A 26640-nucleotide genomic window follows, 5' to 3' on the forward strand; every position below is an offset into this window, starting at 1 on the left:
AGGTGCAATGCACGTCACACGGGCTCCAGTTGGTCTCAGCCGTTCGCCGCCGCGGGCTGGACCACCGCCGCCTGGGGGCGGATCGGGAGGCGGTTGACCGGCCGGCCGGTGGCCGCCCGTACCGCCGACGCGACCGCCGCCGGGGAGGTCACCACGGGCACCGCGCTCGCCGCCTTCGCGCCGAAGGGCGCGACCACGTCCCGCTCCTCGACCAGCTTGACGATGCGGATGTCCGGGGCGTCCAGGGCGGTCGGCAGGGCGTAGCCCGTCAGGTCCGGGTGGCGGACCAGGCCGCCGCCGGTGCGCAGGTTCTCGGTGAGCGCCGCGCCCAGCCCCTGGGTGACGCCGGCCTCGATGCGGGCGGCGAGCTGGCGGGGGTTGAGGACCCGGCCGACGTCCTGGGCCACGGCGAGCTCGACCACCCGGACCGCGCCCAGCTCGATGTCGACGTCCACGACCGCGCGGATCGCGCAGAAGGCGAGCCCGACGAAGGCGTCGCCCTGCCCCGACTCGTCGAGCGGCTCGGTGGGGTGCGGGCGGCACTGGGCGGTCGCCCAGAGCTCCTTGCCCGCCATGGCCTCGGTGACGGTGGTGGTGAACGCGCCGTCGTACGAGGTGATCCTGCCGTCCTGGATCTGGAGCAGCTCGGTCGACATGCCCAGCTTGTGCGCCATCGGCTGGAGCAGCTGGGTACGGACCATCTTCGCGGCCCGCTCCACCGCGCCGCCCGACACCCAGGTGTGCCGGCCGTGCGTGGCCGGTCCGGCGGGGGGCTGGTCGGTGTCGGCCGGCGCCACGGCCACGTGCTCGATGCCCAGGACCTCCTGGACGATCTGGCGGGCCAGCGTGGTGAAGCCCTGGCCGGTCTCGACCGCGGCGCAGATGACCGTGGCGGTGCCGTCGTGGACCTTGACCGTGGCGGTGGACACCTCGTCGGTGCCCTCGGCGCCGAGCATGTGGACCATGCCGAGGGCGTAGCCGACCCCGCGGCGTACGGCGCCGGGTTCGCCCGCGCCCTCGGGACCGCCGGGCAGCAGCCACTCGTCCTCGGGCGCGTCCTTCGGCAGGCCGGGCAGTTCGAAGTCGCGCACCGCGCGCAGCAGTTCCGCGACCGGCGCCGGGCAGGTGACGGTCTGGCCGGTGGGCAGCAGGTCGCCGGTGGCCATCACGTTGCGCATGCGCAGCTCGGCCGGGTCCAGGCCCAGCTTGGCGGCGAGCTTGTCCATCTGGCCCTCGTACGCCGCGCACACCTGCATCGCGCCCTCGCCGCGCACGTGGCCGGAGGGCGGGTTGTTGGTGCGTACGGCCCAGCCCTCGACGAAGGCGTGCGGGACGACGTACGGGCCGCAGGCGAAGGCCACGGCCGCGGCCAGGGACTCCGACGAGGCGTCGGCGTACGCGCCCGCGTCCATCAGGATCTGCGCCTCGACCTTGACCAGGCGGCCCTCGGCGTCGGCGTGGTGGCGGTAGCGCAGCAGGGTGGGGTGGCGGTGGGCGTGGCCGAGGAAGGACTCCTCGCGGGTGGCCGCGAGCTTGACCGGGCAGCCGGTGCGCAGGGCGAGCAGGGCGAGGGGCAGCTGGAAGCCGCCGTCCTCGCGGTCGCCGGTGGCGCCGGGCACGCCGGTGACGACGACCTTGACCCGGTCGGGTTCGAGGCCGAGGCAGGCGGCGGCGAGGTCGCGGTCGGTGTGCGGGTCGGTGGAGGCGGTGTAGATCTCGACGCCGCCGTCGGGGCGCGGTACGGCGAGTCCGGCCTCGACGCCGATGGGCGCGGGGTCCTGACGGCCGATCCGGTACAGGCCCTCGACCACGATCTCGCCGGTGGCGTCCGGGTCGCCGTAGCGGAGCGGGATGTGGCGGATCAGGTTGCCGTCGGGGTGCAGGGGCTCGGCGCCGAAGGCCTGCTCGGGGTCGGTGACCGGTTCGAGCAGCTCGTACTCGACGGTGATCGCGGCGGCGGCCAGGCGGGCGGTGTCGGGGTGGTCGGCGGCGACGGCGGCGATGGGCTCGCCGTGGTGGCGCACGACGTCGTGGGCGAAGACGGGCCGGTCGGAGATGCGGCGGCCGTGGGTGGTCGCGCCGGGCACGTCGGTGTGCGTGACGACGGCGCGGACGCCGGGCATCTCGCGGGCGGCGGACGTGTCGACGGACAGGATGCGGGCGTGCGCGTGCGGGGAGCGCAGCACGGCGGCCCACAGCAGGCCCTCGGCCCAGAGGTCGGCCGCGTACGGGAAGGTGCCCTCGGTCTTGGCACGCGTGTCGGCAGAGGCCACCGAGGCGCCGAGGCCCAGGGCGGGCTGCTCCGCGGCGGTGGCTTCGGCGGTCCCCGTGGCCGCGTCGTTGGTCACGCCATGCCTCCGTCGTGGTGGATGCCGCCGGCGCCGGGGGGCGCCTGGTGCGGGATGCGGGCCTCGGGCGCGGGTTCCGACTGGGCGGCGGCCGCCTCCTCGCGTTCGGCGACGACCTCGCGTACCGCCCGGAGCACGCCCTGGTAGCCGGAGCAGCGGCAGAGGTTGCCGCAGAGCGCCTGCCGGGTCTCCAGCTCGCTGGGGGCGTGGTTGCCCTCCAGCAGGTCGTGGATGGTCATGGCCATGCCGGGGACGCAGAAGCCGCACTGGACGGCTCCGGACCGGCACAGCGCCTGCTGCACGTCCGAGAGCCGGCCGTTCTGGGCCAGGCCCTCGACGGTGCGGACCTCGCTGCCGGCGGCGGTGGCGGCGGGCACCAGGCAGGAGGCGACCAGGCGGCCGTCGACCTGAACGGCGCAGGCGCCGCACTCGCCCTGGGAGCAGCCGTCCTTGGCGCCGGCCAGGCCGAGGCGCTCGCGGAGCACGTAGAGCAGGGACTCGCCGATCCAGGCGCCGGTGACGGGCCGGTCGGCGCCGTTGACGCGCAGCACGTACGAGGCGTGCGGGTGCTCGTGGTGGGCGTCGGCGGGGCCCGCCCCCTCGGGGTGGGCGGCCGGGGTCGCGGCGGGGGCCTCGGCACGGGGCTCCGGGCTGCCGGCTCCGGCTTCGGCGGTGTCCCGGGCCGCGTCGGATTCCGGGGCCGGCCCGGGGTCCGCGCCGTCCGCGGTCTCGGGGGCGTCCGCGGCTTCCGGGGACGGCACGGCCGCCCCGGTGGCCGGGCCGGCCGCCGCGGGGGCACCCGTGTCCTCGGGCCCGGGGGCCTCGGACTGCTGGGCGCCGTCGCGTGCGCCCGGTACGCGGGCCTCGTCGTCCGGGGCCGCGGAGTGCTGGACGGGCTCGTCGCCCGCCGGAGCGGCCGCCGCGGCCCGCGCGGCCGCGGGGGCGCCGGTGCCGAGCCCGCGGCGCAGCGCGCGGGAGCCGCGCGGGGCGGTCGCGGGGAGTTCGGCGGTGGGCTGCGGGGCGGGGTGGCCGCCGCGCGCCTCGGCCTCCGGACCGGCGGAGCCGCGTACGGCGTCCACGTCGGCGCCCGGGAAGCCGTCGGCCGCGCCGGGGTGGAGGGGGGTGCCGTGCGGCGGGGTGCCCTGGGCCGGGACGTCGTGGCCGGGCAGTCCGTACGTCGTCGGCGTGCCGTACGCGGGGGCGCCGGGTACGGGGGTGCCCTGGGCGGGCGTGCCGTGCGGGACGACGCCCTCGGCGGGGAGCCGGTACGCGTCCGCGCCCTGGGCCGGGGTGCCGTACGCGGCGTCGCCGTGGGCGGAGCCGTCGGGGCCGGAGGCGCCGGCCGACGGGCCGGGCGTACCGGCAGCGGTGAAGGCGGCGCGCTCCCCGCCCGCGGGGTCCTGGTCCCCGTGGGCCTGCGTGCCGTACGCGGCGTCGTCGTGGGCTGCGTCGCCCCGGCCAGTGCCGTCGGGGCCGGAGGCGCCGGCCGACGGGCCGGGCGTACCGGCAGCGGTGAAGGCGGCGCGCTCCCTGCCCGCCGGGTCGTGGTCCCCGGCGCCCGGGGCGTCGGGCGCCGCGGCGGCCTCGAAGCCCTCCGGGAGCCCGGCGGCCTCGAAGCCCTCGGGGAGGCCGGGTGCGGCGGCACCCGCCGCGGTGTGGGCGAGCGCGGCCTCCCGCAGCTCGGCCGGCTCCGCGCTCTGCCGCGCGGTACCGGCACCCGCCGGCCCGGCCGCATCGGGGAACCCGGCGGTGGCAGCGGGCCCGGTTCCCGGCGCCCCGGCACCCGCCGGGTGGTCGCGCTGGGCCTCCAGACCGGTCAGCAGATCGGCGGCGACGGCGGCCTCCGGGTGCCCGCCGGGCGCCTGCCCGGTGGCGTCGGTGCCCCACGAGGCCACCCGCGGCCCGGCGGCGACCGCACGGCCCGCGTCGTCGGCGGCCACCCCGTGGCCCGCGCCGGCGACGCCGTGCCCGGCCCCGCCGTGGCCCGCGGCCACACCGCGCCCGTCCGTCCCGAACGCGTCGGCCCCGTGCCCGGCACCACCGTGCCCGTCGGCCCCGTGTCCCTCGGCCCCGGCGTACGCCTCGGCCCCGAGCCCCGTGTCCCCGGCGTACACGTCGGCCGCACCGGCCGCCGCACCCGCGTCGGAGTCGTCGGCGCCCGCGTAGGGCACCCGAACCGCGGTGCCCGTGTAGTCGGCGGGGGGAGCCACGTAGCCCCGCACCCCGTCGAAGGCGGTGCCCGAGCCCTCGGTGTGCTCGGCGGCGGCTTCGGCGACCGCCTCGGCGGACGGCACCGGCCACTGCTGCAGCTGCTCCGCCCAGGGTGCGGCGGCACCGCCCGGCAGGGTCGCCGGAGCCTGGTGCGCCCACTCGGGGGCCAGCGTGGAACGCGTGTACTCCCCCGATTCCTCGGGCAGGTCGCCCTGGGCCACCGGGATGGACCACTGGCCGGTCAGCGCGGCCCCGCCGGAGGTTCCGTCGGCGTCGGGGAACCGCCACTCGGCGGTGTCGCCGTGCGCGAGCCCGCCCGCCTCGGGCCAGTCGCCGGCCGGCACCGCGCCCCAGGCACCGGCACCCGCGGAACCCGCGTCCGCCTGCCCGGCACCCATGGCACTGGCGGCACCCGCGCCCGCTTCGGGCCACTCCGCGGACGGCACCGCGTTCCAGGCGCCCGACGGCTCCGCGCCGCCCGCGCCCCACGCACCGGCCGCATCCGAACCGGCCCGGTCCGCACCGGCCGTGCCCGCGCCACCACCGGCACCCGCACCGCCACCGGTCACCGCGACACCACCCGTACCGGCGTCGCCCTGCCAGTCGACCGGGATCGACCAGGTCCCCGTGGCGGCCGGATCCGTACCGGCGCCCGAGGTGACGATGACCGGCGGCACGTACCCGTGCCCGGGAGCCTCCAGCGGCTCGCCCGTGCCCGCGCCGCCCAGCATCTCGTCCGGCAGCTTCACGAAGGCCGTGGCGTCCGCGTCGTAGTCACCGCCGTGCGGCACCGGCTGCCAGCCCCAGGAGCCCTGCGCGGGCCCCGTCACGTTCTCGTTCCCACTCATGAGGCCAGCGCCCTCCCCAGTGCCCTCCGGGCCAGTACGGCCACCGTCCGACGCAGTTGCAGCACCGCCGGCGAGGCGGGCTCCGGCGACTGGTCCGGTACGCAGGCCATGGCGACGTACTCGCCGAAGGCCTCCAGCGCCTCCGGGGCCAGCGCGCGCCCGTTGTCCCAGTCGATCAGCGAGGCCACCCAGCGCTCGGCCTCCAGCGGCCGCAGCGGCATCGGGGCCACGGCGCCGATCGCGCAGCGCACCCCGCGCCGCGCCGGGTCGAGCACCAGGCCCACCGAGGCGACCGCGCGCCCGGGGCCGGTCCGGCCGGTGGCCTTCAGGAACACCTGCGGGGCGTGCAGCAGCGGCACGCGGACGAAGCCGATCAGCTCGCCGGGGTGCAGCATCTCGCGGCCCGCGAGCAGGTGGGAGACCGGGATCTCGCGCTGGGCGCCACCGGGCCCGGCGATCACCAGCTCGGCCTCCAGCGCGGCCAGCACCGGCAGGGTGTCGCCGGTGGGCGCGGCCGTGGCGATGTTGCCGCCGAGGGTGCCGGCGTTGCGGATCTGCGGCGGGCCGGCGGCGCGCGCGGCGGCGGCCAGGGCCGGGATCAGCGCGGCGAAGTCGGGGCGGCCCATGCGGGCGTGCGTCAGGCAGGCGCCGAGGAGGGCGTGGCCGTCCTGGTACTGCCAGCCGCGGATCTCGCTGATGCGGCCGAGGCCGACCAGGCCGGCGGGCCGGAGCAGTCCGGAGTTGACCGCGGCCATCAGGTCGGTGCCCCCGGCGACGGGCACGGCGGCGGGCATGGCGGCGAGCGCCGCCACGGCCTCGTCGAGCGAGGACGGCAGCGTCACGGACTGCGCCGTCTGCGGTGCGTGCGTGGTCAACCCAGCTGCCCCTTCCCGATGTCCCGGCGCTCACAGCTGTCCGCCGTACGGTACGTCTTCACTGCCGGGACGTGGCAACTCTGGCACATCTTCCAAGCCGGTCGACGCGAGGGTCCGCCGGTAACTGTTCACCCCCGACCAGGCAGTTCGTCCGATTTGCCACTGCTTGGGCACAGACTTCCGATTGCCCCCGGTCCGCCCGTACGCGCCCCCGCACCCGCCGCGGACCGGGCTCCGCGCACCTCGCAGCGGACCGGGCTCCGCGCACCCCCCCGCCACCCGGAGGCGCCCCCCGCGTCCGGCGGCGGGCGCGCGCCGCCCCCGCGCCCGCCGCGCACGCCGGTCACCCCGGCCGCCCCCTCACACGTTCGGGGGCGGCCCCTCGATCGGGCGTCCCAGCACTCCCGGGCGCCGCTGCCACGGCGACGGGCCGCCGGGCGGCCGGTAGTCGACGCCCAGGGCGTCAAGACGCCGGAAGTGCCCGGTCATCCGGTCGCGGAAGCCGGCCCAGTCGCGCTCCGCGGGCCCCGGCAGCTCCGACCACACGACCTCGGCGAAGGCGACCAGCCGCGGGAAGACCTGGTAGTCGACCCGGCTCTGGTCCTCCATCACCTCGGTCCACACGTTGGCCTGGGCGCCCAGCACGTGCGCGGCGGCGGCCGCGTCGAGCTCCGGCGGCACCGGCTCGAAGCGGTACACGTCCTCCAGCGTCCGCACGTAGCCGATGGGCACCGGCTCGTGCGGGCCGCCGTCCTGACGGTGGTCCAGGTAGACCTGCTGCTCGGGGCACATCACCACGTCGTGCCCGGCAGCGGCGGCCGCGATGCCGCCCGCGTAGCCGCGCCAGGAGGAGACCGCCGCGCCGTCCGCGAGGCCGCCCTCCAGGATCTCGTCCCAGCCGATGAGGCGTCGGCCGCGGTCGGCGAGCCAGCGGTCGAAGTGCCGGATGAACCAGGACTGGAGCTCCTCCTCGTCGGCCAGGCCGAGTTCGCGGATCCGCGCCTGGGCGGCGGGCGAGCGGCGCCACTGCTCCTTGGGGCACTCGTCGCCGCCGACGTGCACGAACGGCGAGGTCTCGGCGGGGAAGAGGCCGAGCAGTTCCTCGAACACGCCCTCGTAGAAGCGCAGCACCTCGTCCGTGGGGGCCAGGACGTTCTCGCTGACGCCCCAGTCGTCCCACACGCCGAGGGCCGCGGTGTCGGCCGCGTCGGCGTTGCCGAGCCAGGGGTACGCGGCGATCGCGGCCTGCGAGTGGCCGGGTACGTCGATCTCGGGGACCACCCGGACGTGCCGGGCGGCGGCGTAGGCCACGATCTCGCGGACGTCGTCCTGGGTGTAGAAGCCGCCGTGCGGGGTGTCGTCCCACAGCGGCGAGGCGCGGTGGCCCCGGCGGCTGCGGGGGCGCCAGGCGCCGACCTCGGTGAGGCGGGGGTGGCGGAGGATCTCGACGCGCCAGCCCTGGTCGTCCGTCAGGTGCAGGTGCAGCACGTTCAGCTTGTGGGCGGCGAGCAGGTCCACGTACCGCAGGACGGCGTCCTTGGGCAGGAAGTGGCGGGCGACGTCGAGCATCATGCCCCGCCAGCCGAAGCGCGGCCGGTCCTCGATGCGCGCGTGCGGCAGCCGCCAGACACGGCCGGGCAGCGGGGCGCGGCGGAAGGCCTCCGGGCCGAGCAGCTGACGCAGCGTCTGGGCGCCCCAGAACACGCCCGCGGGGCCGCCGCCGACGACGGCGGTGCCACCCGCGTCCACGGTGAGCCGGTAGCCCTCCTCGCCCAGTTCGGCGCGGACCCGGTCGTCGGTCAGCAGCCGGATCCCGGAGCGGCCGCTGTCGGGCGGGAGGGGGAACCCGGTGGCCGCACCGAGTTCACCCCGGAGCCAGCGGGCCGTCGCCTCCGCGCCGGGACCGGCGGTGAGGGTGGTGGTCGCGTCGAGCGTGTGCCCGGGGGCGCCGTCGTCGACGTGGCAGCGGACGGGTGCCGGGATGAGGTCCATGCGTCGGCCCTTCGCGGTCGGGGCGGTCGCCCCCGGTCCGACGCCGGGAGGTACCCGCATGCCGTTGCACCCTGCGCAACGGCTGTTTCACGGAGTGCTTACGCGGGGGACCCTACCGGCATGCGGAAGGCCCCCGGGAGGCGCGGCACGCTCACCCCGGGGGCCTTCCGGACCGCGGCAGGACCTACTTGTCCTTGCCGCCCTTGCCCTTGTCGCCGCCGCCGGCGCCCATGGAGTCGTAGATCTCCTTGCACATGGGGCAGACGGGGTACTTCTTCGGGTCGCGGCCCGGCACCCAGACCTTGCCGCAGAGCGCCACGACGGGGGTACCGTCGAGGGCGCTCGCCATGATCTTGTCCTTCTGGACGTAGTGGGCGAAGCGCTCGTGGTCGCCGTCGCCGTGGGAAACCTGCGGCGTCGGCTCTACGAGGGTCCCCGTGCCAGTCCCGCGCTCGGGCTCAAGAGTGCTCATGCCGCTAGGGTACTGGGCCGCGCGGCGGCGCGAGGAGCACGCCCGGGCGGGAGCACGGCCCGGGCGACGGCGGCCCGCCCCGCCCACGACCGCGGCCCGCCCCGCCCACGACCGCGGCCCGCCCCGCCTGCGACCGCGGGCGCCGGGGCCACGGGCGCCGCGACCGCAGGCGCCACGGCCGCAGGCGCCGGGACCGGCGCCGCCTCAGTTCAGGGACGGGTCGTCCGGATAGGTGGCGACCATCGCCAGTTCGCTGCGCTGCCTGCGCAGCACCGACCGCCAGAGCCGTTCCGGGTCGGGCGAGGACACGTCGCCGGGCTCGGACTCCACGACGTACCAGGCGCCCTCGATCAGCTCGGCCTCCAGCTGGCCCGGACCCCAGCCCGCGTAGCCGGCGAAGATCCGCAGGGACCCGAGGGCGCTGGCCAGCAGCTCGGGCGGAGCCTCCAGGTCGACCAGGCCGATCGCCCCGTACACCCGGCGCCAGCCCAGCGGGCCCTCGTCCCCCGGTATGACGGCGATCCCGAGCGCGGAGTCGAGCGAGACGGGACCCCCCTGGAAGACCACGCCCGGTTCCCCGGCCAGGCCCGCCCAGGGCAGCAGGACGTCACGGACGCCGACGGGGGTGGGCCGGTTCAGGACCACGCCGAGCGAGCCCTCCTCGTCGTGGTCGAGGAGGAGCACCACCGCGCGGTCGAAGTTCGGGTCCGCCAGTGCGGGAGTGGCGACGAGCAGCCGCCCTGTGAGCGAGGACACCTCGGTCATGCGGACATGATCCCGCATATTCGCCCTGAAGGGGGAGCGGGCGACGGATCGGACGCACCGCACTTCGGGCGCATCGCGGCAGCACGGGGCGCGCGTCGCGGGGCGGACGCGGAACAGCATGCGGAACACAACCCTCCGCCATGCGGCGGGCACGGAGGGTGCTGTGGCGAATCCATGACATTCCCGAGGGCCCGTCGGGCATGCGGATCGGGGGAGTCTGCCCCTTACCCTTTTCTCTGGCCCCCTGCCCACCTCTCTCGGAACGCGAGATTCATGACCGGCACAGACGATGTCCTTGTTGTCCACGGCGGCACCCCGCTCGAGGGCGAGATCCGGGTCCGCGGCGCGAAGAACCTCGTGCCGAAGGCCATGGTCGCCGCTCTGCTCGGCAGCGAACCCAGCCGTCTGCGCAACGTCCCGGACATCCGCGACGTCCGCGTGGTCCGCGGCCTGCTCCAGCTGCACGGCGTGACGGTCCGCCCGGGCGACGAGCCGGGCGAGCTGGTCCTCGACCCCACCCACGTCGAGAGCGCGAACGTCGCGGACATCGACGCGCACGCGGGCTCCTCGCGCATCCCGATCCTCTTCTGCGGCCCGCTGCTGCACCGCCTCGGCCACGCCTTCATCCCGGGCCTCGGCGGCTGCGACATCGGCGGCCGGCCGATCGACTTCCACTTCGACGTGCTGCGCCAGTTCGGCGCGACCATCGAGAAGCGCGAGGACGGCCAGTACCTGGAGGCGCCGCAGCGGCTGCGCGGCTGCAAGATCCGCCTGCCGTACCCCTCGGTCGGCTCGACCGAGCAGGTGCTGCTGACGGCCGTGCTCGCCGAGGGCGTCACCGAGCTGTCGAACGCCGCCGTGGAGCCCGAGATCGAGGACCTGATCTGCGTCCTGCAGAAGATGGGCGCGATCATCTCCATGGACACCGACCGGACCATCCGGATCACCGGTGTCGAGAAGCTGCGCGGCTACAACCACAAGGCGCTCCCGGACCGCCTGGAGGCGGCCTCCTGGGCGTCCGCGGCGCTGGCGACCGGCGGCAACATCTACGTGCGCGGCGCCCAGCAGCGCTCGATGATGACCTTCCTGAACACGTACCGGAAGGTCGGCGGCGCCTTCGAGATCGACGACCACGGCATCCGCTTCTGGCACCCGGGCGGCCCGCTGAACGCGATCGCCCTGGAGACGGACGTGCACCCCGGCTTCCAGACCGACTGGCAGCAGCCGCTGGTGGTGGCCCTGACGCAGGCCGCCGGCCTCTCCATCGTCCACGAGACGGTGTACGAGTCCCGTCTGGGGTTCACCTCCGCGCTGAACCAGATGGGCGCCCACATCCAGCTGTACCGCGAGTGCCTGGGCGGCTCGGCCTGCCGCTTCGGCCAGCGCAACTTCCTGCACTCGGCGGTCGTCTCCGGCCCGACCAAGCTGCAGGGCGCCGACCTGGTCATCCCCGACCTGCGCGGCGGCTTCTCGTACCTGATCGCGGCCCTGGCGGCCGAGGGCACCTCGCGCGTCCACGGCATCGACCTGATCAACCGCGGCTACGAGAACTTCATGGAGAAGCTCGTGGAGCTCGGCGCCAAGGTCGAGCTGCCGAACGGCGCGCTCGTCTGACGCTCCAGGAGCGCGCAGGAACGCCAAAGGGCGGCCACCCCGAGGGGGTGGCCGCCCTTCTGCGTATGAGGACGCCTCACGGCGTACCACGCCCGGCCGGAGGCCGACCAGGACTTACTTGCCCTTGGCGGCTTCCTTGAGCTTGGAGCCCGCGGAGACCTTCACGCTGTAGCCGGCCGGGATCTGGATGGGGTCGCCGGTCTGCGGGTTGCGCGCGGTGCGAGCGGCACGGTGGGTGCGCTCGAAGGTCAGGAAGCCGGGGATGGTGACCTTCTCGTCGCCCTTGGCGACGACCTCGCCGATGGTCTCGGCGAGGGCGGCCAGAACGGCGTCGGCGTCCTTGCGGGTCACCTCGGCACGCTCGGACAGAGCGGCCACCAGCTCACTGCGGTTCATGTTGTACTCCCGTGTTCAACTTGCCTTTGAGGCGTGAGATCGAAGCCGATGCTGCCAGGGCCCTAGGACAGTCCCCGGACCCGGGTCTGACGTCAGACCCTCTCGCCCGGTTACGCATCCTGCCCCCACCAGCGGCGGGAAAGCCAATCCGGCACCCGCCAGGGTCACACGAAAAGCGCCACGGTCACGCCGCGGTGACGCTCCGTCCGCCGGTGGATGCGGACCGCGGTACCGCTGCGGGCATCCCCGCAACCCTAGAGCGGCCCCGTCGGCCCCGCATCCCGCGACGCGCCGGGGGTCAGGCGGACGTGGGGCCCGTCACAGCCCGTTCGTGGAGGCTCCGGCCGCCTTGGCGGCGTTGCGGACGGCACCCGCGACGGCGCCGGCGACCTTGTCGTTGAACACCGACGGGATGATGTAGTTCGGGTTCAGTTCGCCCTCGGTGACCACGTCGGCGAGGGCGCTCGCGGCGGCCAGCATCATGTCCGTGTTCACGGTGCGGGACTGGGCGTCGAGGAGGCCGCGGAAGACGCCCGGGAAGACCAGCACGTTGTTGATCTGGTTCGGGAAGTCGGAGCGGCCGGTGGCCACAACTGCCGCCGTCTCACGGGCGATCGAGGGGTCGACCTCGGGGTCCGGGTTCGCGAGCGCGAAGACGATCGCGCCCTCGGCCATGGCCGCGACGTCGTCGCCGTTCAGCACGTTCGGGGCCGAGACGCCGATGAACACGTCGGCGCCGACGACGGCTTCCTTCAGGGTGCCGGTGTAGCCCTCGGGGTTGGTGTTGTCGGCGATCCAGCGCAGCGGCGACTCGGCGTCGGCGTCGACCAGGTCGGCGCGGCCGGCGTGCACGACGCCGTGGATGTCGGCGACGACGGCGTGCTTGACGCCCGCCGCGATGAGCAGCTTGAGGATGGCCGTACCGGCCGCGCCGGCGCCGGACATGACGACCTTGACGTCGCCAATTCCCTTGCCCACCACGCGAAGTGCGTTGGTGAGGGCGGCGAGGACGACGATCGCGGTGCCGTGCTGGTCGTCGTGGAAGACCGGGATGTCGAGGGCCTCGCGCAGCCGGGCCTCGATCTCGAAGCAGCGCGGCGCGGAGATGTCCTCCAGGTTGATGCCCGCGAAGCCGGGGGCGATCGCCTTGACGATCTCGACGATGGCGTCGGAGTCCTGGGTGTCCAGGCAGATCGGCCAGGCGTCGATGCCGGCGAAGCGCTTGAAGAGGGCCGCCTTGCCCTCCATGACGGGCAGCGCGGCCTTGGGACCGATGTTCCCCAGACCCAGGACGGCGGAGCCGTCCGTCACGACTGCGACGGAGTTGCGCTTGATGGTGAGGCGGCGCGCGTCCTCGGGGTTCTCGGCGATCGCCATGCACACGCGGGCCACGCCCGGGGTGTAGATCATGGAGAGGTCGTCGCGGTTGCGGATGGGGTGCTTGGACGCCATCTCGATCTTGCCGCCGAGGTGCATGAGGAACGTACGGTCGGAGACCTTGCCGAGCGTCACGCCGTCGATCTCGCGCAGCTGCTGGACGATCTCGTCGGCGTGCGAGGTGGAGGTCGCGGCGATCGTGACGTCGATACGGAGCTTCTCGTGACCCGAGGCGGTCACGTCGAGGCCGGTGACGGATCCGCCGGAGGACTCCACGGCCGTGGTGAGCTGGGAGACCGCGGTTCCGCTCGCGGGCACCTCCAAGCGGACCGTCATCGAGTACGAGACGCTGGGCGCCGTTGCCATGGCCGTGTTCCTCTGCTTTCCCTTGCTTCGCTGCACACGCCCCCCTGACATCGCGCGCGAACGCGACAGGACGTGTTGTCCGATCGTCCCACCTACCGGCCGGTAGCAGGTAACCAGCTACAAACTTCGGAAGAACACTTCCACCATACGAGATATCTTGACGTGAAGGAAGTGTGCCCGGGCACAAAAAAGGTCCGCGCCCTTCCCTGGAGAAGGACGCGGACCTCTGTGAACGACTGTGACACCGACCCGCCATGCTCGCCTCGCGGCAAGTGGTCGCTCTAAGCGACGAAGGTTGGGCCCGGGGGCTTGGATCGAGCCGGTGCCTCACCCAGGCTAACAAAGGTTGCCCGGAAGTGATCCCCCCTCCGCCGAGTTGCCCACGACCTGGACACATGCCGCCCGCTCGGCCGCGGGCCGAACGGCTCACGGACGATCTCGGAAGCGGCGCCCGGAGGCCGGGCGCCGCTCCGCGCGGGTCAGCGGCGCAGCAGCTCCGGCACCCCGTCAGCGTCCGGCTCGTCGCGCGCGTCGGAGACCACCGTCAGCTGCTGGGTCGCGCGCGTGAGCGCCACGTACAGCACCCGCAGGCCGGCCGGCGACTCCGCCGCGATCTCCGCGGGCGACACGACGACCGTGGCGTCGTACTCCAGGCCCTTGGCCTCCAGGCTGCCCAGGGGGACGGCGCGGTCCCCCAGGCCCGCCAGCCAGCCCGCGGCCTCCTCGCGGCGGTCCATCGCCACCACGACGCCGACCGTGCCGTCCACCTCGCCCAGCAGCCGGACCGTTTCCTCCCGTACCGCCGCGCCCAGGTCGTCGCCCGCGGCGGCGAACCGCGGACGGAGACCGGTCGAGCGGACCGCGGTGGGCGACTCCATGCCCGGCATGGCCAGTTCCAGCACCTTGGCGGCCAGCTCGGCCACCTCGGCCGGGTTGCGGTAGTTGACGGTGAGGGTGAAGCGGCGGCGCGGCCGGCTGCCCAGCGCCTCGTCCCGGGCCTCGGCCGCCTCGTCGGGGTCGGTCCAGGAGGACTGCGCGGGGTCGCCCACCACCGTCCAGGTGGCGGTCCGTCCGCGCCGCCCGACCATGCGCCACTGCATGGGCGTCAGGTCCTGGGCCTCGTCCACGATCACGTGCGCGTACTCGGTGCGCTCGGCGGCGATCCGCTCGGCGCGCTCGCGCTGGGTCTCCTCGCGGCGCGGCATCAGCTCCTCCAGGCCGGTGAGCTGGTCCAGCGGGTCGAGGTCGCGCTTCTTCTTCGGCCGGGCGGGGGCGCCCAGCAGGCCCTGGAGCTCGTCCAGCAGGGCCACGTCGTGCACCGACAGCGGACCCGAGCCGTCCGGGCCCACCCGGCGCAGCGAACGGGCCAGCTGACGGGTCTCGCGGGGGTTGAGGACCCGGCGGCTCCAGCGCGAGAGCTTCCGCTCGTCGGCCATGGCGGCCAGCACCCGGCGCGGGGTCAGCTCGGGCCACCAGGCGTCCAGGAACTCGATGAACGGGTCCTCGGTGGAGACGTCCTCGTCGAAGCTGGCGCGCAGTTCGGCCGCCAGCTCGGGGTCGGTGTGCCGGCTCGCGCCACCGGACTTCGCCCACAGGGCGTCCAGCAGCAGCCGGCGGGCACGCGGGCGCAGCAGGTTGACGGGCGCGGTGCCGCCCAGGGCGGTCTGGCGGATCCGGTCGAGTTCCTCGGCCTCCAGCTCCTGGCGGCGGTTGAAGGCGACCACGCGCAGCCGCTCGGGGGCGCCGCCCAGCTCCAGGGCGCCCCGGACGGCCTTGCGCAGCACCTTGAGCATCTGGGAGGAGCCCTTGATCCGGGCCACGGCCGGCTCGTCGTACGTGGTGGCCTCGGCCCCGTCGACCAGCGAGCCCAGCGCGCGGATCGCGACCTGGCCCTCCTCGCCGAGGGAGGGCAGCACGCCCTCGGTGTAGGCGACGAGGAGCGGGGTCGGGGAGACGATCAGGATGCCGCCGGAGTAGCGGCGGCGGTCCTGGTAGAGGAGGTACGCGGCCCGGTGCAGGGCCACCGCGGTCTTGCCGGTGCCGGGGCCGCCGGACACCTCGGCCACCGAGGCGGCGGGGGCCCGGATGACCAGGTCCTGCTCCGCCTGGATGGACGACACGATGTCGCGCATGGAGTGCGTACGCGCCCGCCCGAGGGAGGCCATGAGCGCGCCGTCGCCGATGGCCGGCAGCTCGCGGCCGTCCAGGTGGGCGGTGACCTCGGGGCGCATCAGGTCGTCCTCGACGCCGAGCACCTTGCGGCCCTTGGAGCGGATCACCCGGCGGCGGACCACCCGGCCGGGGTCCTTGGGGGTGGAGCGGTAGAACGGCGCCGCGGCCGGCGCCCGCCAGTCGATGACCAGCGGGGAGTAGTCGGCGTCGAGGACGCCGATGCGGCCGATGTGCAGGGTCTCCGCGATGTCGGCGGTGAGGTCCTCGCGGATGGCGTCGTCGGCCGGCTCGACGGAGGTGTACGCGCCGTCCGGGCCGCGCTCGCCGTCCTTGCCGAGCACGAGGTCGATCCGGCCGAAGAGGAAGTCCTCGAACTCGTTGTTGAGCCGGTTGAGGTGGATGCCGGCCCGGAACACCTGGGCGTCGCGCTCGGCGAGCGCGCCGGGCGTGCCCACCTGGCCGCGCTTGGCCGCGTCGTTCATCAGGAACTCCGCCTCGTGGATCTTCTCCTCGAGGCGGCGGTACACCTGGTCCAGATGAGTCTGTTCGACCGCGATCTCCCGATCGCGGACGGTCTCTTCCGTGGCTTCCTGCGCGGCCACCAAGGGCCCCCTTCTGGTCGTTCTGGGCGACCGTCTAAGGTACCCCCTCCGGTTGCGGACAGTCCTCCCGCAAGGCCAGGGAGCGGCGCCGGTGGCGCGCGACGCGCTCGCGGTTGCCGCAGGTCTCGCTGGAACACCAGCGCCGCCGGTGGCCGCGGGAGGTGTCGAGGTACACCCGGGTGCACCCCTCCCCGTCGCACGCCCGCAGCAGCGCCACCGCGCCGGGGTCGGTCAGCAGCACCACCGCGTCGCGGGCCACCGCGGCCAGCAGGGCGGTGCAGTCGGCGCCGTGCAGCCGCCGGGCGAGTCCGCCGCCGGGCTCCCGTACGGCGCACAGGCCGGGCGGGGCGGCCAGGGCCCGGGCGTTGACGCGCTCCAGCGCCTCGCCGGCGGGGAGCCCGCGGAGGGCGGCGGCCAGCAGGTCGGCGAGGTCGTCGCGGAGCGCCCAGAACTGGGGGAGCCAGTCGTACCCGACCCGGTCGAGCGGGGTGCCCAGGGGCACCAGTCCGGTGCCGATCAGCCACTGCCTCAGCCGGAAGGTCTCGCCGAGCCGTTCGTCGGGTCCGGCGGTGGCGACCAGGTCCAGGCAGACGCGCCCGGAGTCGAACCACAGCCCGTACGAGCCCGCGCCCGCAGTCATGCGCGTGTCACCGCCCTCGAAGCGACCGGTGGGTGCCGCCTCCAGAGTGCCGCGCCCCGAGCCGATCGGGAACCCCGCCGACACGGCCTCCGTTCCGGAACGTCCAGGAGCACCACGTGCGCCACGTACGACGAGCCGGGACGCAGCCCGCGAGCCGGTGGCACGGAAGCGCGGGGGCCCGGGAGCCGCGCCGCGGGGCGACGGCTAGGCCCTGTCTAGGCGTCCGCGTACTTCGCGTCGGCGGCCGGGTCCAGGGCGAGCCGGTAGCCGCGCTTGACCACGGTCTGGATCAGCTTCGGCGTGCCCAGGGCGCTCCGCAGCCGGGCCATCGCGGTCTCCACGGCGTGCTCGTCGCGCCCCGCGCCCGGCAGGGCCCGCAGCAGTTCGGCCCGGGCCACCACCCAGCCGGGGCGCCGGGCCAGGGCCCGCAGCAGTGCCATGCCGGCGGGCGGTACGGGGCGCAGGTCCTCGTCGACCAGCACCGCGTGGCCGCGGATCTCGACCCGGCGCCCGGCCAGCGGCAGCGTCCTGGCCCGCGCGGGCAGTTCCTGGCAGAGCTGCTGGACCAGCGGCCCGAGGCGGAAGCGTTCGGGCTGGACGGTCTCGATGCCGTGGGCCTGCAGCGGCAGCGCAGTGACCGGCCCCACGCAGGCGGCCAGCACCTCCCCGCGCAGCGCGTCCAGCAGTTCGGGCAGCAGCCCGCGCTCGCCGGCCCGGGACAGCAGGGAGGCCGCGGCGGGGGCGGAGGTGAAGGTGACCGCGTCGAGGGAGCGGGTGACCAGGGCGTCCACCAGCCGGTCGAGCGGGGCCAGGTCCTCGGGCGGCATCCAGCGGTACACCGGCACGACCACGACGTCGGCTCCCCCCTCCCGCAGCGTCTCGACGAAGCCCGGCAGCGGCTCGCCGTGCAGCTGGAGCGCGATCCGCCGGCCGGCCACCCCCTCGGCGAGCAGCCGGTCCAGCACCTCGGCGAGCGACTCGGAGTCCGGGGACCACTCCTCGGTCAGGCCGGCGGCCCGGATGGCTCCCTTGACCTTGGGTCCGCGGGCCAGCAGCCGGGCGGCGCGCAGCCGGGCCAGCAGGTCTTCGCCGACGCCCCAGCCGTCGGCGGCCTCGATCCAGCCGCGGAAGCCGATGGCCGTGGTGGCGACCACGGTGTCGGGGGCGTTGCCGATGAGTTCCTTGGTGGCGGCCAGGAGTTCGCCGTCGTCGGCCAGGGGCACGATCCGCAGTGCGGGCGCGTGCAGCACGGCGGCGCCGCGGCGGCGGAGCAGTGCGGTGAGTTCGTCGGCGCGGCGGGCCGCGGTGACGCCGACCGTGAAGCCCGCCAGGGGGCCGGTGACGGTTCCGGATCCGGCCGGGGGGCGGGGTGTGGTGTCGTCCATGGCGGGGTCCCTGCCTTGAGCAATGGGGCGGTACGGCGGGAACCGAGCCTGCCAACGTGGCGTGTCAGGCTCGGTTCACCGGTATTTCACCCTCGTAACAAGGGTGCGGCGCGAGCGGCTCAGACGGTGCTGAGCTGCGGCTCCGTTTCGGTGTGCGGGGCGACGACGCGGCTCGGGGCGGGCCGCCGAAGGTATACCGCCCAGGTGACCAGGCAGCACAGCGCGTAGAAGCCGAGGAAGGTGACGAAGGCGCCGGTGCCGGACCCGGAGCTGAGGAAGGCCTCGCGGAAGACCAGGTTGATGCCGAGGCCGCCGAGGGCGCCGACCGCACCGATCAGGCCCATCGAGGCGCCGGACAGCCGCCGCCCGTACGCGTCGGCGGCCTCGCCCGTCATGCCGCGGGCCAGCGCCTGGTTCTGGAAGATGCCCGGGATCATCTTGTACGTCGAGCCGTTGCCCAGCCCGCTCAGGATGAACAGGGCGATGAAGCCGACCAGGAAGACGGGCAGCGACTCGCGCACGGAGGCGAGGACCACCACGCCGGTGGCGGCGGCCATGGCCACGAAGGTGCCGAGGGTGATCCGCGCGCCGCCGAACCGGTCGGCCAGCGACCCGCCCACGGGCCGGATGAGCGAGCCGAGCAGCGGGCCGATGAAGGTGAGCGAGGCGGCCTGCAGCGGGGTGCGGCCGAACTGCGTCTGGAGCACCAGGCCGAAGGCGAAGCTGTAGCCGATGAAGGACCCGAAGGTGCCGATGTAGAGGAAGGCCATGATCCAGGTGTGGGCCTGGCGCACCGACTCCTTGACCGCTCCGGTGTCGTTCTTCACCGGCGCGAGGTTGTCCATCCTCACCGCCGCCAGCACCGCGGCGACGAGCACCAGCGGGACGTACGCGCCCAGCAGGATCCGCGGGTGGGCGGCGCCGGCGGTGCCGATGACCAGCAGGCCGGCGAGCTGGACCACGGGTACGCCGATGTTGCCGCCGCCCGCGTTGAGGCCGAGGGCCCAGCCCTTCTTCCGCAGCGGGAAGAAGGCGTTGATGTTGGTCATCGAGGAGGCGAAGTTGCCGCCGCCGACCCCGGTGAGCGCGGCCACCAGCAGGAAGGTGCCGTACGAGGTGCCGGGCTCCATCACCACGAAGGCGGCGATGGTGGGGACCAGCAGCAACAGGGCGCTGAAGACGGTCCAGTTGCGGCCGCCGAAGCGGGCGACGGCGAAGGTGTACGGGACCCGGACGAAGGCGCCCACCAGGGTGGCCGTGGCGATCAGGAAGAACTTCCCGGCCGGGTCGACCCCGTACTGCGGGCCCATGAAGAGCACCATCACCGACCACACGGACCAGATGGAGAAGCCGATGTGCTCGGAGAGCACGGAGTAGATCAGGTTCCTGCGGGCCGTCTTCTCGCCCGTCTGCTTCCAGAAGACCTCGTCCTCGGGGTCCCACTGCTCGATCCAGCGGCCCCCGGTGCGCCCTGCGCCCATCACGCCCTCCACTGCTCTGGTGTCCGTGCTGCCAGACGCTAGGGATGGCGCGTTTCGGCCCCCGTGCCCACGGGATGACCGCCGCGGAACGTTGCTCTCACCCGGGCGGGCGGCGGGATGTGAGGGGTGCGGGAGAGCGGCGGAGCGCACGGGAGGCAAGGCCTGCGGGGTACCCGTGCACGGGTCAGCGGCCGCCCGTACGCATCAGCTCCTCGTCCGGTCCGGGCAGCCAGCCGCCCGGCGGGCGCCGCAGCCAGCCGCGCCCGGCCGCCAGCTCCGCGGCGGCGGTGCGGAGGGCCTCGATCCCGGGGTGGCCGAACCCCCTGCGCCAGACCATGGAGAGCGGCGAGAGCGGTACGGGCTCCACGAGCGGCAGCTTCACGGAGCCGGGCATGTCGAGGAAGTCCACGGTCACCAGCACCGGCGTCCGGGTCTTGGCCATCACCCGGCGGAACTCCTCCTTGCCCACGGCCACCGGGGCGGGCGGCGCGAGGGAGATGCCCCGGCCGGCGAACAGCCGGCGCGCGTAGTCGGTCCATTCCAGCGTGCGCGGGTTCCCGGCACCCGCGTAGACGCGTTCCCCGGCGAGCGCGTCGAGGGGCACGGCGTCGGCACCGGCCAGCGGGTGGTCCTCGGGCAGCAGCACGGCCAGCGGCTCGAACCGGACGGGCTGGTGGTCCAGCCGGGCCCGGAGCGCGGGGTCGAGTCCGGCGAAGCGGCCGAAGGAGACGTCGAGCCGGCCGGCCGCGATCTCGGCGGCGGCGTGGGTGAGGCCGCTCTCGAAGCGGGCCATCAGCTCCTGGCCGGGGGCGAGTTCGCGGGCCCGCTCCAGGACCAGGCGGGCGGAACTGGGTCCGTCGGTGTTGAGGTCGACCAGCAGGGGGCGGGCGGCCGCCCCGCCGAAGGCCGCGGCGAGTTCGTCCTGGGCCTCCAGGACCCGGCGGGCGTACGGCAGCAGCCGCTCGCCGTCGGGGGTGAGGGCGACCTGCCGGGTGGTGCGGACGAACAGCTCGGCGCCCAGCGCGGTTTCGAGGCGGCGCACGTCGCGGCTGAGGGCCTGCTGGGCCACGTACAGGCGGGCGGCGGCGCGCGTGAAGTGCAGCTCCTCGGCCACCGTGAGGAAGCCGCGGAGCAGCCGCGGTTCGATGTCGTCCGCCCTGGGGTTCCCGGTCACCGCAGGAGACTAACAATCCGGATGCGTGAATGGGCACCGAACAGGTGTTGGACCACGGGCGGCCGCGCGGGCGAAGGTGATCTCCATGCCGCTCCTCACCGTCACCGGATCCACGCTGGTCATCGCCTCCCCCGCCGTCCGCCCGACGCGCCCCGCCGGGCCCTACCGGCGGCTGCTGCGCACCCCGGGCGCCCGGGCCTTCACCGCCGGGAACCTGATCGCCCGGCTGCCCATGGGCATGTTCGGGGTGAGCGCGGTGATGATGATCGCCGGGCAGCGCGGCTCGTACGCCCTGGCCGGTGCCGTGACGGCGACCGGCCTGGCCGCCACCGCGGTCGTGGCCCCGTGGACCGCGCGGCTGGTGGACCGGTACGGGCAGGCCAGGATCGCCGTGCCGGCCACGGTGCTCGCGGTGCTCGGCTCGCTGGCGCTGGTGGTGTGCGTACGGACCGGAGCGCCGGACTGGACGCTCTTCGCCGCGTACGCCGCCACCGCGACCACCCCGAACATCGGCGGCATGTCCCGGGCCCGCTGGGCGCACCTGCTGGGCGGCGACCCGCGGAACGCAGCCGCCCTGCACACCGCGAACTCCTTCGAACAGGCCGCCGACGAGCTGTGCTACATGCTCGGCCCGGTGCTGGCGGCCTTCCTGTGCGGGACGCTCTTCCCCGAGGCGGGCACGCTGGCCGGCGCCCTCCTCCTGCTGACGGGAATGCTGGTGTTCTGCGCCCAGCGCGCCACCGAGCCGCCGGTGGCGCCGGCCGCGGCGGTGCGGGGCCCGGGGCCGCTGCGGGCGCCGGGGATGCCGGCGCTGCTGGTGATGTTCCTGGCGATGGGCGCGGTGTTCGGCTCCATGGAGGTGGTCTCCATCGCCTTCCTGGACGCGCACGGGCTGACCGCCACCGCCGGTCCCGTGCTGGCGCTGCAGGCGCTCGGTTCCTGCGCGGCCGGGCTGGTGTACGGGACGCTGCGCCCGGCGGGCTCGGTGCGTCGCCGGCTGGTGGCCTGCGTGGCGGCGATGACGGTGCTGATGAGCCTGCCGCTGGCGGCCGCCGCCACGGGTGCGGTGCCGGTGCTGGCCGGGGCACTGCTGGCGGCGGGCATGGCCACGGCGCCGGCGATGGTCACCGCGATGGCGCTGGTGCAGCGGGTGACCCCGGCCGGGCGGCTGAACGAGGGGATGACCCTGGCGGTGACCGCGCTGCTGGCGGGGATCGCCGCGGGGGCGGCGACCGGGGGCTGGGCGGTCGAGCGGGTGGGCCCCGCCGTCGCGTACCTGGCGCCCCCGGCGGCGGCGGTGGCCGTGCTGGTCGCGTCCTCGGCCCAGCTCCGCCGCAGGCCGGCCCGCCGGGACGGCGCCACGCGGTAGCGGCCCCCGGCCGGAACCGTCCCGGCCGGGCGGCGCCCCGGCCCGGCCGGTCCACCGGCCGGCCCGGGCAACCCGCGGCCGCACCCCGGCGTCGTAGCCTGCACACGACGGACGCGGAGCGGCCCGTCGGCACGTCGGCCGGCCGCACCCCGGCGCCCCGCCCCTGCCGAGAGGAACCCCCTTGAGCACCACCGACACCCCCCGCTGGATGCGCGTCGTCTCCACGGTCGCGGACGTCCTGCTGAAGATCCTCGCCTCAGGCGGCAAGTCGAAGGGCAGCAGCTCGAACAGCTGGAGCAGCTGCGGATCGGACACGGGCAGCGGCGACTGACGCACCGTCCGCCCGTCCGCCGGGCCGGGGGCACGGAGGCGAAGGTCCCAAGGCCCGGTACCACCACTCGGACCGAGGAGCACGGGCCGCACGCACCGCGGCATGACGAAGGCCCCGCCGCCCGTCAGGGCAGCGGGGCCTTCGCCCACATGGGATGAGTGGAGATGGCGGGAATCGAACCCGCGTCCAACGGTGCAGAAGGAGGGCTTCTCCGAGCGCAGTCCGCTGCGATTTTCTCGGCCCCGGAGATCACGCGGACAAGTCTCCGACGGGCTCAGTCACTGTTTGGTTTCCCTCCAACCCCCGTGACCGGGGCTAGAGGTTTAGATCCCTTGATGACGCCAGGATCCGGGTCGGGATCACCCCCGGGCTGACGCTCCTCACAGAGGCTTCTGCTCGTTACCTAAAATTAGGCAGCGAGGGCGAAGCGGGAGTTATCGCTCTTGGTGTTGGCGATTATTGGTTGCGACATATGGTTTACGAGATCATTGCCGCTTCCTCGGCTCGCTTCCCCTGCTTCGACATCCGCTGTCGAAACCGATCATCCCCATGTTGATTTATCAATGTGCACCCCAGTTCCGTGGGGTACGGGCACATCGTACGGGAACAACGCACGGCCGTGCCAGCCTATTCCGGTCCAGGTCAGCCCCGCGGGGGGCGGGCCGGGGTCAGAGCGTGGCCCGCTCCTTGCGCTTGGCCGCCGAGATCGCCCGGTCGGTCTCGCGCCGGTCCTGCTTCTCGCGCAGGGTCTGCCGCTTGTCGTACTCCTTCTTGCCCTTCGCCAGCGCGATCTCGCACTTGGCCCGGCCGTCCTTGAAGTACAGCGAGAGGGGCACGATCGTGTGACCCGTCTCCTGGGACTTCGACTCCAGCTTGTCGATCTCGACCCGGTGGAGGAGGAGCTTCCGCTTACGCCGGGCGCTGTGGTTGGTCCAGGTGCCCTGGCTGTACTCCGGCACGTGCACGTTGTGCAGCCACGCCTCGTGGCCGTCGATCTGCACGAAGCCGTCCACCAGCGAGGCCCGGCCCTGGCGCAGCGACTTCACCTCGGTGCCGGTCAGCACCAGACCGCACTCGTAGGTGTCGAGGATCGTGTAGTCGTGCCGCGCCTTCTTGTTCTGGGCGATCAGCTTGCGCCCTTTTTCCTTAGCCATAGTGCGGTCATTTTCGCACTACGGGGCCACCCCGAGGCCACCCAATACTCCACGGGCCCGCTCCTCGGCGCCGTCGGCCGCCACGAGGTCCGGGTTGATGCCGCGTCCGTCCAGGCTGCGGCCCGCCGGCGTGCGGTAGTGGCCCACCGTGAGCTCGGCGACCGAGCCGTCCGGCAGCTGCGTCGGCATCTGCACCGCGCCCTTGCCGAAGGTGCGGGTGCCCACCGTCACGGCCCGGCCCCGGTCCTGGAGGGCGCCGGTGACCAGCTCGGCCGCGCTCATGGTGCCGCCGTCCACCAGCGCCACCAGCGGGCGCCCGGTGTCGCCGCCCCGCTCGGCGTAGAGGGCGCGCTGGTCGCCCCGTACGTCGTACGTGGCCACGAGCCCGCCGTCCAGGAAGGCGGAGGCGGCGGTGACCGCCTCGGTGACCAGGCCGCCGCGGTTGCCGCGCAGGTCGAGCATCACGCCGGTGCCGCGGGGCGCCTCGCGCACGGCGGCGCGCACCCGCTCCCCCGAACCCTTGGTGAAGGCGGAGACCTTGATCAGCAGCACGCCGTCCGGCAGCCGCTCCACGGTGACCGGCTCCGTGCTCAGCCGCTCGCGCCGCAGCGTCTCGGTACGGGTCCGGCCGTCGCGCTCCAGCACCAGCACCACCGGGGTGCCGGCGACGGCGCGGTCCGCCTCGCCGCGCAGCAGCCCGACGACACGGGCCGGTCCCAGACCGGTCACCCGGTGGCCGTCGACGCTCCGCACCAGGTCGCCCTCGCGGATGCCGGCCCGGTCCGCGGGCCCGCCGCGCTGGACCCTGGACACCTGGATGCGGCCGTCCCGGCCGGCCTCGACCCACAGTCCGACACCGGTGTAGTGGCCGTCGAGGGCCGCCTCGAACTCCGCGTACTCGGTCTGGTCGTAGACGACCGCCCAGCGGTCCCCGCTGCGGCTGACGACCTCCTCGGCCGCCTGTTTGCCCGACTTCCCGTCGGCCATCGCCTCGGCGGCGGCCCGCTCGACGGCCTCGCGGTAGCCCGCGCCCACGGCCCCCGTACGGCCCTCCGCGCGGGCCGGCGGCGCGAGGGCGTCCTCGCGGTCCCAGCAGCCGGTGGCCGCGGCCGTGCCCAGCACGCCGAGGAACACCAACGTCAGAACGGCCCCGCGACGCAGGTCACGGGGCCGGAGAGAAGAGACGGGACGACCCGGCATGGCGCCGAGTCTAGGACAAGCCCCGGTGCGGAACCGGCGGTTGACGGTTCCGCTCCCGGGGCGCTTGTCACACCTTCAGGTACTTGCGCAACGCGACGAACGCCGCCATGGAGGGCATCAGCAGGCCGATCGCGAGCACCAGCGGCAGCTTGGTGATCACGGAATCCCAGCCGATGAAGTTGATGAGCTCCAGCTGCTTGGCCAGCCCCACGCCGTGGTCGATCACGAAGTACTGGCCCGCCATCAGCATCACGCATGCGATGACGGCGCCGATCAGGCCGGCGAACGCGGCCTCCATGATGAACGGCATCTGGATGTAGAAGCTGGAGGCGCCCACCAGCCGCATGATGCCGGTCTCGCGCCTACGGCTGAACGCCGAGACGCGCACGGTGTTGACGATCAGCAGCAGCGCGACGATCAGCATGACCATCATCACGCCGAGCGCGGCCTTGTTCAGGTAGTCCAGCAGCCGGAAGAGGTTGTCGAGGACGCTGCGCTGGTCCTGGACCGACTGGACGCCGTCCCTGCCCGCGAAGGCGGTGGTGATGACCTTGTACTTCTCGGGGTCCTTGAGCTTGACCCGGAAGGACTCCTGCATCTGGTCCGGGGTGACCGACGTGACCAGCGGGGAGTCGCCGAACTGCTCCTTGTAGTGCTTGTAGGCCTGGTCGGCGGACTCGTACTGGACCGACTCGACCAGGTCCATCTTCTTCAGGTCGGACTCGATCTGCTTCTTCTGGTCGTTGGTCACCGCGCCCTTGGCGCAGGTCGCGCTCGTCCCCGACTCCGCCTCGTTCTTGTTGCAGAGGTAGATGGAGACGTTGACCTTGTCGTACCAGTAGCCCTTCATCGTGCTCACCTGGTCGCGCATGAGCAGGGAACCGCCGAACAGGGCCAGCGACAGGGCGACGGAGATGATGACCGCGAAGGTCATCGTCAGATTGCGGCGGAGACCGACGCCGATCTCCGACAGGACGAACTGGGCGCGCATGGCGTCCTTTCAGTGCTGGAGGCTTCGAGACGCCGCGCGTCAGTGCTGGTAGCCGTAGACGCCGCGCGACTGGTCGCGGACGAGACGGCCCTGTTCGAGTTCGATGACGCGCTTGCGCATCTGGTCGACGATCTGCTGGTCGTGCGTCGCCATGATCACGGTGGTGCCGGTCCGGTTGATCCGGTCCAGCAGCTTCATGATGCCGACGGAGGTCTGCGGGTCGAGGTTGCCGGTGGGCTCGTCCGCGATGAGCAGCTTCGGCCGGTTGACGAAGGCGCGGGCGATGGCCACGCGCTGCTGCTCACCACCGGAGAGCTCGCCGGGCATGCGGTCCTCCTTGCCGCCGAGGCCGACCAGGTCGAGGACCTGGGGCACGGCCTTGCGGATCTCGCCGCGCGGCTTGCCGATGACCTCCTGGGCGAAGGCGACGTTCTGCGCCACCGTCTTGTTGGGGAGCAGGCGGAAGTCCTGGAAGACGGTCCCCAGCTGGCGGCGCATCTGGGGCACCTTCCAGTTGGAGAGTCTGGCGAGGTCCTTGCCGAGGACGTGCACCTGGCCGTGGCTCGCCCGCTCCTCGCGGAGGAGGAGCCGCAGGAAGGTGGACTTGCCGGAGCCGGAGGAGCCGACCAGGAAGACGAACTCGCCCTTCTCGATCTCGAGGGACACGTCCCTGAGAGCGGGCCGGTTCTGCTTCGGGTAGGACTTGGAGACGCTGTCGAATCGGATCACGGGTGCACCACGGTCGCCGGGAGTAGGTGTGCGTGACCATACGCGACCCGGCGCGAGGGCGGCAGTCGGTGACCGGAGATGCCCGATATCTCCCTGTTCTCGCGGGGTTTCCGGGCGGTCGGGAACGGGTGCGGGGGGCGATTGCACC

At 74.1% G+C, this 26640-nt stretch carries 20 protein-coding genes and 1 other RNA gene; 3 read left to right on the forward strand and 18 right to left on the reverse strand.

Translation table 11 applies throughout. The features are described 5' to 3' along the window. Window positions 1-35: 35 nt before the first annotated feature. From ACIQUR_RS26480 to ACIQUR_RS26505, 6 genes are all read right to left on the reverse strand, one after another. The gene (locus ACIQUR_RS26480; protein ID WP_403668950.1) at window positions 36-2348 is read right to left on the reverse strand and encodes a xanthine dehydrogenase family protein molybdopterin-binding subunit; all 2313 of its coding nucleotides are present in this window, start codon (window positions 2346-2348) and stop codon (window positions 36-38) included. Beyond that, entirely contained in the window at window positions 2345-5407 is a 3063-nt protein-coding gene (locus tag ACIQUR_RS26485) for a 2Fe-2S iron-sulfur cluster-binding protein (RefSeq protein ID WP_403668953.1), read from the reverse strand. The genes ACIQUR_RS26480 and ACIQUR_RS26485 overlap by 4 nt, the downstream gene beginning before the upstream one ends. Then, window positions 5404-6282, reverse strand: a complete 879-nt coding sequence (locus ACIQUR_RS26490) for an FAD binding domain-containing protein (RefSeq protein ID WP_403668956.1) — start codon at window positions 6280-6282, stop codon at window positions 5404-5406. Before ACIQUR_RS26490 ends, ACIQUR_RS26485 begins: the two co-directional genes overlap by 4 nt. A gap of 360 nt (window positions 6283-6642) precedes the next feature. Continuing rightward, entirely contained in the window at window positions 6643-8274 is a 1632-nt protein-coding gene (locus tag ACIQUR_RS26495; protein ID WP_403668959.1) for a beta-N-acetylhexosaminidase, read from the reverse strand. Window positions 8275-8458: 184 nt separating this feature from the next. Further along, complete coding sequence (locus ACIQUR_RS26500) at window positions 8459-8746, reverse strand: DUF3039 domain-containing protein (protein ID WP_403668962.1); 288 nt, start codon at window positions 8744-8746, stop codon at window positions 8459-8461. A 204-nt stretch (window positions 8747-8950) separates the two neighbouring features. Continuing rightward, entirely contained in the window at window positions 8951-9511 is a 561-nt protein-coding gene (locus tag ACIQUR_RS26505) for a YqgE/AlgH family protein (RefSeq protein ID WP_403668965.1), read from the reverse strand. A gap of 273 nt (window positions 9512-9784) precedes the next feature. Here ACIQUR_RS26505 and murA point away from each other — a divergent pair, with 273 nt between their 5' ends. Further along, window positions 9785-11125, forward strand: coding sequence for a UDP-N-acetylglucosamine 1-carboxyvinyltransferase (gene murA, locus ACIQUR_RS26510; RefSeq protein WP_403668968.1), 1341 nt, complete (start codon window positions 9785-9787; stop codon window positions 11123-11125). 114 nt (window positions 11126-11239) lie between these two features. Here murA and ACIQUR_RS26515 read toward each other — a convergent pair whose 3' ends face one another. From ACIQUR_RS26515 to ACIQUR_RS26545, 7 genes are all read right to left on the reverse strand, one after another. Further along, on the reverse strand, window positions 11240-11521 hold the full coding sequence (locus ACIQUR_RS26515; protein WP_030875040.1) for an HU family DNA-binding protein: 282 nt from the start codon (window positions 11519-11521) through the stop codon (window positions 11240-11242). Between the two features lie 318 nt (window positions 11522-11839). Then, window positions 11840-13264: an NAD-dependent malic enzyme gene (locus tag ACIQUR_RS26520; protein ID WP_403668972.1), complete on the reverse strand. Its 1425-nt coding sequence runs from the start codon at window positions 13262-13264 to the stop codon at window positions 11840-11842. 479 nt (window positions 13265-13743) lie between these two features. Further along, complete coding sequence (locus tag ACIQUR_RS26525; protein WP_403668975.1) at window positions 13744-16038, reverse strand: HelD family protein; 2295 nt, start codon at window positions 16036-16038, stop codon at window positions 13744-13746. Window positions 16039-16072: 34 nt separating this feature from the next. Beyond that, complete coding sequence (locus ACIQUR_RS26530; RefSeq protein WP_403668978.1) at window positions 16073-16678, reverse strand: CGNR zinc finger domain-containing protein; 606 nt, start codon at window positions 16676-16678, stop codon at window positions 16073-16075. Between the two features lie 215 nt (window positions 16679-16893). Then, a complete protein-coding gene (locus tag ACIQUR_RS26535; RefSeq protein ID WP_403668981.1) occupies window positions 16894-18063 on the reverse strand; it encodes a uroporphyrinogen-III synthase in 1170 nt (389 codons plus the stop codon). A 119-nt stretch (window positions 18064-18182) separates the two neighbouring features. After that, window positions 18183-19544: a nitrate/nitrite transporter gene (locus tag ACIQUR_RS26540; protein WP_403668984.1), complete on the reverse strand. Its 1362-nt coding sequence runs from the start codon at window positions 19542-19544 to the stop codon at window positions 18183-18185. A 184-nt stretch (window positions 19545-19728) separates the two neighbouring features. Then, window positions 19729-20718 carry a LysR family transcriptional regulator gene (locus ACIQUR_RS26545; protein WP_403668987.1) on the reverse strand — a complete coding sequence of 330 codons (990 nt, stop codon included), beginning with the start codon at window positions 20716-20718 and terminating at the stop codon, window positions 19729-19731. Window positions 20719-20803: 85 nt separating this feature from the next. On the opposite strand from ACIQUR_RS26545, the gene ACIQUR_RS26550 reads away from it, so the two are divergent. Both ACIQUR_RS26550 and ACIQUR_RS26555 read left to right on the forward strand, forming a co-directional pair. Then, complete coding sequence (locus tag ACIQUR_RS26550; protein WP_403668990.1) at window positions 20804-22087, forward strand: MFS transporter; 1284 nt, start codon at window positions 20804-20806, stop codon at window positions 22085-22087. A gap of 181 nt (window positions 22088-22268) precedes the next feature. Then, a complete protein-coding gene (locus ACIQUR_RS26555) occupies window positions 22269-22418 on the forward strand; it encodes a hypothetical protein (protein ID WP_403668993.1) in 150 nt (49 codons plus the stop codon). Window positions 22419-22574: 156 nt separating this feature from the next. Here the strand turns inward: ACIQUR_RS26555 and ssrA are convergent. From ssrA to ftsE, 5 genes are all read right to left on the reverse strand, one after another. Continuing rightward, window positions 22575-22967: a transfer-messenger RNA gene (gene ssrA, locus ACIQUR_RS26560) on the reverse strand. A 119-nt stretch (window positions 22968-23086) separates the two neighbouring features. Beyond that, entirely contained in the window at window positions 23087-23572 is a 486-nt protein-coding gene (smpB, locus tag ACIQUR_RS26565) for an SsrA-binding protein SmpB (RefSeq protein ID WP_399944716.1), read from the reverse strand. Between the two features lie 18 nt (window positions 23573-23590). Beyond that, complete coding sequence (locus ACIQUR_RS26570) at window positions 23591-24772, reverse strand: S41 family peptidase (protein ID WP_403668997.1); 1182 nt, start codon at window positions 24770-24772, stop codon at window positions 23591-23593. 67 nt (window positions 24773-24839) lie between these two features. Further along, on the reverse strand, window positions 24840-25763 hold the full coding sequence (gene ftsX / locus ACIQUR_RS26575) for a permease-like cell division protein FtsX (protein WP_399944710.1): 924 nt from the start codon (window positions 25761-25763) through the stop codon (window positions 24840-24842). Window positions 25764-25802: 39 nt separating this feature from the next. Further along, window positions 25803-26492, reverse strand: a complete 690-nt coding sequence (gene ftsE / locus ACIQUR_RS26580) for a cell division ATP-binding protein FtsE (protein WP_365035182.1) — start codon at window positions 26490-26492, stop codon at window positions 25803-25805. Between the last annotated feature and the right edge of the window lie 148 nt (window positions 26493-26640).

Origin of the sequence: Streptomyces sp. NPDC101132 (assembly GCF_044759225.1) — a bacterium.
GTDB lineage: Bacteria > Actinomycetota > Actinomycetes > Streptomycetales > Streptomycetaceae > Streptomyces.